Origin of the sequence: Magnetospirillum moscoviense (assembly GCF_001650635.1) — a bacterium.
GTDB lineage: Bacteria > Pseudomonadota > Alphaproteobacteria > Rhodospirillales > Magnetospirillaceae > Magnetospirillum > Magnetospirillum moscoviense.
This window is the reverse complement of record NZ_LWQU01000193.1, coordinates 1-10,987: the sequence shown is the minus strand read 5'-3', so window position 1 is coordinate 10,987 and position 10,987 is coordinate 1. Positions and strand designations below refer to the sequence as shown.

Genomic DNA, 10,987 nt, shown 5'->3' with positions numbered 1-10,987 from the left:
CGCCGCCGTCATCTTTTCCGATATCTTGAGCCTACCGAACATGGTTCCCCCTGTATCTGGTGGAACCCCAGTGATTCATGGTTGCCGCTGGTTGGCAAGCCCCGCCGAGTCAGATCGAGCGTTCGCCGGTATGAAAGCATGGCAGGCCGGGGCTCGCATACAAGGCAATGCGCCAACTCATCGGTAGACGGGCGTGGCACGGACCTTGGCATGGCCGCGCTTAAGGCGTCACATTATAAAATCTCTGAATTTTTCAGAAGGTTGCTGAGGGGAAGTTTTGTCCGTTCTGACCGGGTCAGATCGGAAAAGGCTTCAATTGGCCAGCAAGGCGCGGATCGACCCCATGACCGACTGGGCGTGCCGGGCGCAGTCCGCCTGGCAGGGGCAGCCGCCGGCCGACGCGCACCGCAGCAGGCTCGAGGCGATGGCGTGGCCGCTGGCCCATTGGCCGTGGGCGACCAGATGGCCGGCATGCTCGGCACGGCGGCCGAAGCAATCTGAATTACAGGCCTCCTGCGTCATGACCGCCTCACTGCATTCCATTCGATGAATGAACACTAACAATAAGCGCCGGCCAAAACAATATTGGCCGGCGCCATACAGTCAGATGTGCACAGATTTATTTGTGATCTGTTGTGACGGAATGTAACGGTCGCCGCCCTCATCCGAGCCCCCGCCCCGGACCTCGCGGCGAACGACCAAGACCAGGGCAAGAATGCCGATCCCGATTCCCAATCCGATCGACGGCAATAGCAAGCTCATGTCGTGCCCGACCTGCCAGACGATCATGCCGGCATATCCGACCACCGCCAGGATCAGCGGCAGTTCACGCATCGCCAACACGGCGGCCAGCAGCGCGGCCGCGGTGACGGCAAGCAACATTGCCTCGACGGACATGGCACCCCTCCCTCTTCCGATGGGCACCGGTCGGCCAGAACCTCGGAGACCGACGCCCAGCTTATTATTTTGGTCAGATATTATGGCGCGCGAAGGCCTGTGCATTTCAAGCACTCGAAAGAGGTAGCCACCATCCTCTACAGTTGCCTGGAAAGCGACGATCCGTATTATAAGGTTGCAAACCTGGAGCCGGGCATATGAGAAGGACCGCTGGCACATTGATCGTTCTGGCGGCCGTGCTTCTTGGCGGTTGCGGGGCACAATCCTATCGCACCACCGAACGACTGGTGCGGACCGACGCCCAACCCTGCATCATGCTGATGCCTCCCGACATCGAGCTGTCGGAACGCACCGCGGGCGGCACCACAGAGCTCAACGCCGCCTGGACTAAGGCGGCCGAGGCGCATTTCGCCACCGCCTTGCGCGAACATCTGACCAGCATCGGCGCCGATTTCGTCGAGTACCTGCCGCCGGACGACGCCAGCCCGGACGCCCAGCTGCTGGACGAGCTCCAGAGCTTGCACGCAACCGTCGGGCAAGCGATCCTCGAATACCATTTCGAACCGGCATTGCGGCTTCCGGCCAAGAAGGGCCAGTTCGACTGGTCGCTGGGTCCAGAGGTCGCCAAACTGGCCGAGCATGGCAAGGCCGACTACGCCTTGTTCGTGTGGTTGCGCGACAGCTACGCCTCGCCGGCCCGGATGGCCCTGCAGGTGGTGGCCGCGTTGGTTGTCGGCGTCCCGGTCAGCGGCGGGGTGCAACAGGGTTTGTGCTCGCTGGTCGATCTTAAGACCGGACAGGTCGTGTGGTTCAACGCCCTGCTGCCGCGCGAAGCCGGGGACATGCGAACCCTGGAGGAAAGTCGCGCCACCACCCACCTGCTGCTTGACCGGATGCCGAAATGATCGGCCGGCGCGCCTTCACCCTGGGACTAGCGTCGCTGCTGGGCGGCTGTGCCACCCATCATCAAAGCGGCCCGGCGACCGGACTGCCCTCGACCTCCAAGGGCTACCGGCCGCCGCCCGACAGCGACGAGGCCGGCCTGTGGCTTGCCGTCGATAAGGTCGAGCAGGCCCAGAAGCGCTCGCCCTCGCGCATTCGCGACCAGGCCGCCAACGCCTTGGTGCAAGACATCATCTGCCGCCTGGCCGGCGACCGCTGCCCCGAGCTGCGGCCCTATCTGGTTCGGGTTCCGGAATTCAATGCCACCTGCTCGCCCAACGGCATGGTCAGCGTGTGGTCTGGGCTGCTGCTGCGCTGCAAGGACGAATCGCAGCTGGCCGGCGTGCTGGGCCACGAAATCGCCCATTACCTGAGGCGGCACAGCCTGCAGCGCATGCGCGACAAGCGCGAGTGGGACGACATGATGGCCTTCATGCAGTTCACGCTGCAGGGGCCTTTGGCCAAGACCATGTGGGACATCAGCGGCGATGTCCGGATGGCCTCGATCTCGATGTTCTCGCGCGATCACGAACGGGAATCCGACGAAATGGGCTTGGTGATGATGGCCGACGCCGGCTATGACCCGTTCGCCTGCGCCGAAACATGGCGCCAATTGATCGATGAGGACAAGGCCGGCGACGTCAAACATGATTTCAACTTCTTCCTCAGCACCCATCCGGCCACCAAGGAACGCATCGAAACCTTGCAGCAACTGGCCGAACAACGCGGGCGCCCCAAGACGTCGCCGCCCAACCGCCTGGACCAGGCCATCCGCCACCTGCGCCGCGGCTTCATGGAAGACGAGATCAATCAGGGCCGTTTCAAGCGGACCGAGAAATTGTTGAGCCGGCTGGCCGCCGATGGCAACGACCCGGCCGGGGCGCTTTATTATCGCGGCGAACTGTATCGGCGCCGCAACAAGGATGGCGACGAAGCATCCGCGCTGGGCTTCTATCACGAATCCTGCGAGGCCGCCGATCCACCGGCCGAGGCCTTCCGAGGCGTCGGCTTGATCCGCTGGCGGCGGGGCGAGGCCGAGCTGGCGCGGGAGTATTTCCGACGCTATCTCGACCGCGCGCCCCAAGCCGGCGACAGCGACATGATCCGCAAATACCTGTCGGGGGCCTGATGAACCGTCTCATTTCCCTGGCGATCATCCTGCTGATCGCGTCTTGCACGCCCTATCGGCTGATTCCGGCCGGCAAGGTCGAATTCGCCGACCAAGGCACCGTCGAGACGCCGATCGACTGGAACTGGCGCCCCTTCGATATCGTCCACACCTGGACCTTGGATGGCCCGAATCTGCAGGAAATGATCTTCCATATGGGGGTCAAGGACGGCAAGACCCTCATGGAGGTCCTGGACGTCGAGGCCGGTTTCCATCCGCTGCTGGTGTGGTTCGGCAAGGTTCCCGACGAGGTGTCGTTCCGCTTCCACAAGCGCATGACCGAACACGAGATCGTCGATCTGTTTACCGCCAGCATGTCGAAAATCGCCGGATCGAAGGTGGTGTCCACCCAGCTTGCCCCGGCTACCCTGGGCGGCAAGCCGGGCTTTCGCTTCGAGTACGCCTTCACCGGCAAGGATCAGGTCCGCCGCAAGGGCTTTGGCGTCGGCGCGGTGTTCGACGAAAAGCTTTACCTGATCCACTATGTCGGAACCGAGATTTACTATTACGACCGCAACCAGGCCGATGCCGAACGGATCATTCAGTCCTTCACGTTCAAGGAAAAGGATAAGGGGAAGGGCTGATTCCGCCCGGCCGTCAGGCCCCGACCAGCCGCCCGTCGGCCAAGGCGTGGCGGACGTCGAAGCGGGCCATCACCTTGTCGTCGTGGGTGACCACGATCACCGCCGCACCTTGCTCGACAGCGACCTGACGCAACAGGTCCATGACCCGGCCGGCCCGCTCGGAATCCAAGGCCGCGGTCGGTTCGTCGGCCAGGATGATGCGCGGATTGTTGGCCAAGGCCCGGGCGATGGCCACCCGCTGGGCCTGACCGCCCGACAATTGCGCGGGCATGGCGTGGGCGCGGTCGGCCACCTGCAGATAGTCCAGCAACTCGGCCACCCGGCGTTGGGCCTTGGGACGGGGCCAGCCGGCCAGATCCAGCACCACCTGAATGTTTTCCGCCACATTCAGGAACGGGATCAGATTGTGGAACTGGAAGATGAAGCCGATCTTTTCCAGCCGCAGCCGCCGCAGGTCGGGCCGCAGCCAACCTCCGTCGAACACCATTTCGCCGTCCAGGCTGATCTGGCCCTTGCTGGGATCGACGATGGCGCCGATCAGGTTCAGCACCGTGCTCTTGCCCGAGCCGCTGGGCCCCAGCAATCCGGCGACGGTGCCGGCATGAATGTCGAGATCGAGGTCGCGCACCGCATCGACACGGGTCGGCCCGTCGCCGTAATGCTTCGACACACCCCGAAGGCTGACGATGGGAGCAGACATCGATCAGCCCCCCAAGGCCTGGGCCGGGTCGATGGACAGCGCATGGCGCACGCCCGCCAGACTGGCGATCACGCACACCACGCCGACCGCCGCCGCCAGCATGGCGATGTCGGGCGCCTCGACGATGACGCGGCGGGGAAATCGGTCGGCCGCCAGGGTGATCAGGGTCGCCCCCAGCGAGAAGCTGATTACCCCCATCGCCAGGGCCTGCTGGATGATCAGGGCCAGGATGGTGCGGTCCGGCGCCCCGATCAGCTTCAAGGTGGCGATCTCGCGGGCCTTGTCCAGGGTCATGGTATGGACGATCAGGGCGATGATCACCGTCGATACCGTCAAAAGCGTCACCGTGAACATGCCGATCTGCTTTCTGGCCTTGTCCACCACCGCCGACAGCAGCATGGCTTCCTGGTCGGCCTGGGTCAGCGCCGACAGATGCTTCCAGCGGCTGACCGAGCGAGCCACGGAATCAAGGTCGGCATCGGCATGAATGGTCGCCAGCACCGCGTTGACCTGATTGGTGTTGGCCCGCTCGCCGCGCGCCGCCTGATTGCGGGCGGCCGCCCCTTCCAGTTCGAACTGCAGAGCCTGGGCATCCTGCAGGCTGAGATAGATCAGCGGGTTGCCGCCGGAATCGACCTGGCCCCGGGTCAGGCCGACCACCCGGTAATCGTCGTTGCCCAGCCGGATGAGCTGCCCCAGTTCCAGCCCGGTCTTGATGTCGGCGACCATCTCGAAATGACTGCGTTCCAGCGTACGGCCGGCGGCCAGCACGGCCGGGCCGCCCGGTCGCCCCGGTTCGAAGCCAACCACCAGCACCCGAGCCACGCCCTTGGCGGTCTCGATCTGCATTGACTGATAGGTCACCATGCCGGCGCTTGCGATGCCGTCGATGCGGGCCACCGCGTTACGCGTGTCGCGGGGAATGCGCGACGCCTCGGCGAACGGCCCCTTGGTGCCGCCCTCGACCACCCACAGATCGACCGCCGGAGCACGGACCAACACCAGCGCGTCGGCCACCAGGCCGCGATAGATGCCGATCATCGAGATGACCACGCCCAACAGCAGCGACAGCCCCAGGCAGGTCAGCACGAAGCGGCCCCAATGATGGCGGATGTCGCGGATCGCCAGATTCATGGACGCTTGGCCGAAATCAGCACTTCCGCCTGCTCGCCCAGGGTGAACGGGGCCAGCGGCGTATCGAACGCCACCTGGACCCGGCGCTCTTCCGAGACGCGGTCGTTTTCCAGATCGATGCGCGCCACCTTGCCGGCCAAAGGCTGGCCGGGGCGCGAGCGCAGGCTGATCTCGGCCACTTGGCCCACCTCGACGCGGCCGGCCAGCGCCTCGTCGACGAAGGCGGTGACCCAGATGGTCGCCGGGTCGGCGATGGTCAGCACCGTGCCGCCAGGGGCCACGGCGCTGCCCAGCTCGCGGGCGCGCTCGATCACCAAGGCGTCGTACGGCGCCACCAGGGTCAACTTGTCGAGCAAGGCCCGTTCCAGGGCCAGCTTGGCGACGGCAGATTCGATACCGCCCTTGGCCGCCTCGACGTCGGATGCGGCCACCGCCACGTCGGCCACCGCCACCGCCGAGGTGGCCTGGGCGTCCTCGGCCGCCTCGACCGACACCGTGCCCCGCGACGCCAGAGTCTGGCGGCGTTGGTTGACGCTGGCGCGCTGATCGCGGGTGGCGCGGGCGCGGTCCAGCCGGGCATTGGCCTGGACCAAGGCGGCCTGGGCCTGGCGCACGCCGGCCTCCGCCTGGGAAACGCGGGCCTGCTGGTCGGCCAGCCCCAGCCGGGCCAGCACCTGGCCCTTGGTGACCCGGTCGCCCTGATCCACCAGGATTTCCGAAAGCGTGCCCGCCGCCTCGAAGCCCAGACGGGACAGCAGGCGGGCTTCCACCGTGCCCAGACCATAGACGCGGCCGTCGCGCGGGGCGGCGGCATGGGCCGCCACCACCGGCTGGGGACCTTCGCCCTTCATCCGAGACAGCGCCACGCCGCCCGCGACGACAGCCGCCAGTCCGCCCAGCACCAGGAATATCGGCTTCACCGCGCGGTCCTCCGTTAGGTTAGTAAACACTAACCTATACGAAGCGCCGCCCAGATCAAACCCGATCCAGCCCGATCATCTCGCGATAGGCATGCCAACTGGCATGTCCGATCAGCGGTAACGCCACCACCAGGCCGACGAAGCCTGCCAGCATGCCGGCGCCGACCACCAGGGCGATGGTCGCCGCCCACCGGACCGAGGTGACCGGATTGCGCACCACCGCCATCACCGACCAGATCGCCGCCGAGAAGATATCGACCTTGCGATCCAGCATCATCGGCAGGCTGACCATGTGGGTGACGAAGATGGCGGTGGCGAACACGAAGCCCAACGCCATCATCATCACGGTAAAGACGATGCCGTCGAAGGTGACGATCTGGGCCAGGAAGCTTGCCAGCGTCATCGATTGGTAGGGAAAGAAGAGGGCGAACAAGACCGCCGACAGCCTGGCCCAGATCATCACCACCAGCATCAGGACCAGGCCGGCGGTCAGGATGTGGAAGCGGTTGCGGCGAAAGGCCAACAGCGCGTGGCCGAAACTGGCGGCCAGGCCCTTCTCGTGCCGGTCGGAGATATCGTAAAGCCCCAACGCCAGCAGCGGCCCGATCAGCAGGAAGCCGCCGATCATCGGGGTGATCAGATAGGGCATGCCGGCCAACACCAGCCCGAAGGTGATGACGAAGCCGCCTGCGGCGAAGATCGCGCCATAGGCCGGGCTGACCCAGCCGGCGGCCCGAAGGTCGGACCAGCCCAGGCAAAGCCAGCGCTTGATGGCGCCGGGGGCGGCGAGACGGACATGGTCGAAGGATGGAAAGTCGGCCGAGGCCGGTGAGGACGACGCTGCTGTCATGGCGCACCTTGTTCAGGCTTTCCTGACAAGTGGCGACGATCAGCGCCGCTGCAAGGGCCTGGAGCGGGTGTGCTGGGTGCGAAACGGCCTGGATGGCCCGGCCTTGGCGGCGGGTGCGGCGGTGCCGCCGGGCACCAATTGGTGCGCGCCCGGCCCGATCAGGTCGGCGCGGCCCATGGCCTTCAGGGCGTCGCGCAAGATCGGCCAGTTCTCGGGATCGTGATAGCGCAGGAAGGCCTTGTGCAGGCGGCGCTGGCGCAAGCCCTTGATGGCCTCGACCTCCTCAGATCCGCTATGGCGCACCGGCTTCAGCGGGTTTCGCCCCGAATGATACATGGCGGTGGCCAGCGACATCGGCGACGGCAGGAAGGTCTGGACCTGGTCGGCCTTGAAGCCGTTCCTTTTCAGCCACAAGGCCAGGTTCATCATGTCCCGGTCCGACGTGCCGGGATGGGCGGCGATGAAATAGGGGATCAGGTAATATTTCTTGCCGGCCGCCTGGGCGGCCTGGTCGAACAATTCCTTGAACCGTTCATAGGCGGCGATGCCCGGCTTCATCATCTTGGACAGCGGGCCGGCCTCGGTATGTTCGGGGGCGATCTTCAGATAGCCGCCGACATGATGGGCCACCAGTTCGCGCACATAGTCCGGGCTTCGCACCGCCAGATCGTAGCGCAGGCCCGAGGCCACCAGCACCCGCTTGACCCCCTTGATGGCGCGGGCCTTGCGGTACAGCGCGATCAGCGGGCCATGGTCGGTGCCCAGATTCTTGCAGATGTCGGGATAGACGCAAGACAGCCGCCGGCACATTGCCTGGATGCCATCATCCTTGCAGGCCAGCCGGTACATGTTGGCGGTCGGGCCGCCGATATCGGAAATGGTCCCGGTGAAGCCCGTGGTCAGGTCGCGCACCCGCTCGATCTCGCGCAGGACCGAGCCTTCCGACCGGCTTTGGATCACCCTGCCCTCGTGCTCGGTGATCGAGCAGAAGGCGCAGCCGCCGAAACAGCCGCGCATGATCGATACCGAGAAACGGATCATCTCCCAGGCCGGAATGCGGGAATCGCCATAAGACGGATGGGGTGCGCGGGCGAACGGCAATTCATAGACCGCATCCAGTTCCGCCGTATTCAGCGGCACCGGCGGCGGGTTCAGCCACACCTCCTTGTCGCCATGGGCCTGCACCAGGGGCCGGGCGTTCGACGCATTGCTTTCCAGATGCAGCACCCGTGAGGTGTGGGCGTACAGGACCGGATCGGCGGCCACCTGCTCGTAGGACGGCAGCCGCACCGCCGCCTTGTCGCCGGCCAGGTCCGGGGGCGCACCATCCATGTCGGTCCAGTCGGCGACCCGGAAGGCCTTGGGGACGGCCCCCACCACCTGGGCGGTGCCGCGGATATCGGTCATCGAGCGGATGGTTTGGCCGGCCCCGGCGCGGTGCGCCAGTTCCACCAACGCCCGCTCGGCATTGCCGAACAGCAAGATGTCGGCCTTGGCATCCATCAGGATCGAGCGGCGCACCTTGTCCGACCAGTAATCGTAATGGGCGATGCGGCGAAGCGACGCCTCGATGCCGCCTAAGACGATGGGGACGTCCTTGAAGGCCTCGCGCGCACGTTGGGCATAGACGATGGCGGCCCGATCCGGCCGCTTGCCCCCCTCGCCTTCGGGCGTATAGGCGTCGTCATGGCGCAGCCTTTTGTCCGAGGTGTAACGGTTGACCATGGAATCCATGTTGCCGGCGGTGATGCCGAAGAACAGGCGCGGCCGCCCCAGGATGGTGAAGGCTTCCGGCCCCGACCAGTCGGGCTGGGCGATGATGCCGACCTTGAAGCCGTGGGCTTCCAGCAAGCGCCCGACGATGGCCATGCCGAAACTGGGATGGTCGATATAGGCGTCGCCGGTGACCAGCACCACGTCGCACGCCTCCCAGCCCAGCCGGTCCATCTCGGCCAAGGACATCGGCAGGAACGGCGCGGGCGGCACCGGCGGGTGGGCCTGTTCGAACAAGGAAGTGGCGGCAATCATGGCGCCACCATAGCCCGCTGGCTTGGGAAATGGAATCAGCGAGCGCCCTGGCGGCGGTCGGCCCCATGGAAGCCGGGAATGCCCTGCCGGCGTTCGGGGCCGACATGGGAGAAATTGGCCTGCCGGCGGTCGGCGAAACGGGTGCTGGTGTGATGGCGCCGCTCGAAGCCCTGGAAGCTGTCGTGCCGACGCCTGCGGTCCGGCCCGAAGAAATCGGGCGATTCGACATAGACACGCGGCGCCTGGGTGATGGATTTCAGCCGGCTTTGGATTACCTGGGCGGAAAACGGCTTCAGCATGAACTCGGTCATGCCGGCATCGCGGGCCGCCTTGATGTGTTCGGCGCTGGAAAAGCTGCTCATCACCACCACCGGCAGGAAGCGGAACGGACTGCCGGCCACCCGCAGGCTTTTCAGCACGGCGATGGCGTTGGTGGCGGCCGACCAGTCGGAGAACAAGATGTTCCAGCCGCCTTCCAGCAGCAGTCCCATCGCATCTTCGGCGGTGGCGCAGGCACGCGCGGCGCCGACCCGCATGTCGCGCACCAAAATGTCGGTGACCAATCGGCGGGTGGCGATGAATGGGTCGAGGACGACGACGCGGCAGCGGCTGAAATCCAGCTCGTCGGCCCCGCCGATGGCGGCAGTGCGGTGAATGAGAACGCCCATGGCCTTGCCTCCGATGGGATGCGACGGATCATGGATTGCTTTCAGACAAGTATAATCCTGCCCTCGGGGATTTCCACCGCACCTTCCGCAGGGCTCCCTTCCTGTTGGCACGGGGCTGGCCAACGTGCTATCTTTCCGAGCACTAACTTTCAAAAGAGACGCCCTATGGTCGCATTCCCACTCTCCCAGGGCCAGGACGGTCCGGACATCGTGACGCTGCAGCAGGCGTTGAACCGCATGGGGGCGCTGATCTCCGAGGACGGCGATTTCGGCAAAGGCACCGCCGCCGCCGTGCGCTATGCCCAGACCGTGCTGGGCCTGGAACCGACCGGCACCGTCGATGCGGCCCTGTGGAATCGGCTGATGACCCAGCCCGAGCCGTCGCCGCTGCTGCCGACCCGCGGCATCACCTTCATCGCCACCGAGGAAATCGGCTCGCGCACCCGCTATGAACAGGCCTATTGCCACCCGGTTTGGCCGGGCGGCGACAGCGGCATCACCATCGGCATCGGTTTCGACCTGCGCTTCGCCGATCAGGCGACCTTCGGCAGGGCCTGGGGCAAGCTGAACCAGGATGTGCAGAACGCCTTGATCCCGTGGCTGGGCAAGCAGGGAAGCCAGGCCGGCGCCGACGGACTGAAGAACGTGGTGGTGCCCTATGACCTGGCCTGGCCGGTCTATTGCGCCGACACCATCCCGGTCTATGTCGATCGGACCGAGGACGCCTTTCCCGGCGCCGACATGCTGCCGGGCCTGTGCAGAAGCGCGCTGGTCAGCCTGGTCTACAATCGCGGCCCCAGCCTGAAGGGCGACCGCCGCGTGGAAATGCGGGCGATCCGCGATCTGGTCCAGGCCGGCGACCCGGCCTCGCTGGCCCAGGTCCCGGCCCAGTTCGAACAGATGAAGAAGCTGTGGCCCGAGGGCAACGGCCTGCGCGACCGACGCGGCCGAGAGGCGAAACTATGGGCCGACGGGTTGCCCAAATGAAAATGGCCGGGTCAGACCCGGCCATTTTATTTGGCTCTATTCGCAATTCGTATTGATATCGTGTAGAATGGCGGAAACGCGGGAGGTTTTGCGCGATGGATCGGAAGGA

12 protein-coding genes are annotated in these 10,987 nt (G+C 65.5%); 4 read left to right on the top strand and 8 right to left on the bottom strand.

Features of this window, described 5'->3' with window-relative positions:
• Nucleotides 1–312: 312 nt before the first annotated feature.
• Complete coding sequence (locus A6A05_RS18400) at nucleotides 313–522, bottom strand: hypothetical protein (protein ID WP_156521142.1); 210 nt, start codon at nucleotides 520–522, stop codon at nucleotides 313–315.
• A gap of 81 nt (nucleotides 523–603) precedes the next feature.
• Nucleotides 604–897 carry a hypothetical protein gene (locus A6A05_RS18395; RefSeq protein ID WP_156521141.1) on the bottom strand — a complete coding sequence of 98 codons (294 nt, stop codon included), beginning with the start codon at nucleotides 895–897 and terminating at the stop codon, nucleotides 604–606.
• Between the two features lie 197 nt (nucleotides 898–1,094).
• Here A6A05_RS18395 and A6A05_RS18390 point away from each other — a divergent pair, with 197 nt between their 5' ends.
• The 3 genes from A6A05_RS18390 to A6A05_RS18380 are packed head-to-tail and all read left to right on the top strand — an operon-like array spanning nucleotide 1,095 to nucleotide 3,591.
• On the top strand, nucleotides 1,095–1,802 hold the full coding sequence (locus A6A05_RS18390; RefSeq protein WP_156521140.1) for a hypothetical protein: 708 nt from the start codon (nucleotides 1,095–1,097) through the stop codon (nucleotides 1,800–1,802).
• Nucleotides 1,799–2,968, top strand: coding sequence for a M48 family metallopeptidase (locus A6A05_RS18385; RefSeq protein WP_068504403.1), 1,170 nt, complete (start codon nucleotides 1,799–1,801; stop codon nucleotides 2,966–2,968). Before A6A05_RS18390 ends, A6A05_RS18385 begins: the two co-directional genes overlap by 4 nt.
• Nucleotides 2,968–3,591, top strand: a complete 624-nt coding sequence (locus tag A6A05_RS18380) for a hypothetical protein (protein ID WP_068504400.1) — start codon at nucleotides 2,968–2,970, stop codon at nucleotides 3,589–3,591. The genes A6A05_RS18385 and A6A05_RS18380 overlap by 1 nt, the downstream gene beginning before the upstream one ends.
• Before the next feature lie 13 nt (nucleotides 3,592–3,604).
• On the opposite strand, the gene A6A05_RS18375 is transcribed toward A6A05_RS18380, so the two are convergent.
• From A6A05_RS18375 to A6A05_RS18350, 6 genes are read right to left on the bottom strand one after another with little or no spacing between them, the layout of a single operon-like run.
• Nucleotides 3,605–4,291 (bottom strand): ABC transporter ATP-binding protein, encoded by a 687-nt coding sequence (locus tag A6A05_RS18375; RefSeq protein WP_068504398.1) that lies wholly within the window; start codon nucleotides 4,289–4,291, stop codon nucleotides 3,605–3,607.
• Nucleotides 4,292–4,294: 3 nt separating this feature from the next.
• Entirely contained in the window at nucleotides 4,295–5,425 is a 1,131-nt protein-coding gene (locus A6A05_RS18370; RefSeq protein WP_068504397.1) for an ABC transporter permease, read from the bottom strand.
• Nucleotides 5,422–6,345 (bottom strand): efflux RND transporter periplasmic adaptor subunit, encoded by a 924-nt coding sequence (locus A6A05_RS18365; RefSeq protein ID WP_068504395.1) that lies wholly within the window; start codon nucleotides 6,343–6,345, stop codon nucleotides 5,422–5,424. Before A6A05_RS18365 ends, A6A05_RS18370 begins: the two co-directional genes overlap by 4 nt.
• 55 nt (nucleotides 6,346–6,400) lie before the next feature.
• Nucleotides 6,401–7,195, bottom strand: coding sequence for a DUF2189 domain-containing protein (locus A6A05_RS18360; RefSeq protein WP_068504393.1), 795 nt, complete (start codon nucleotides 7,193–7,195; stop codon nucleotides 6,401–6,403).
• A 39-nt stretch (nucleotides 7,196–7,234) separates the two neighbouring features.
• Nucleotides 7,235–9,223, bottom strand: coding sequence for a YgiQ family radical SAM protein (locus A6A05_RS18355; protein WP_068504391.1), 1,989 nt, complete (start codon nucleotides 9,221–9,223; stop codon nucleotides 7,235–7,237).
• 35 nt (nucleotides 9,224–9,258) lie between these two features.
• Nucleotides 9,259–9,891, bottom strand: coding sequence for a response regulator (locus tag A6A05_RS18350; protein WP_068504389.1), 633 nt, complete (start codon nucleotides 9,889–9,891; stop codon nucleotides 9,259–9,261).
• A gap of 165 nt (nucleotides 9,892–10,056) precedes the next feature.
• Between A6A05_RS18350 and A6A05_RS18345 the strand changes: the two genes are divergently transcribed.
• Nucleotides 10,057–10,878, top strand: coding sequence for a peptidoglycan-binding protein (locus A6A05_RS18345; RefSeq protein WP_068504387.1), 822 nt, complete (start codon nucleotides 10,057–10,059; stop codon nucleotides 10,876–10,878).
• The last annotated feature ends 109 nt before the right edge of the window (nucleotides 10,879–10,987 follow it).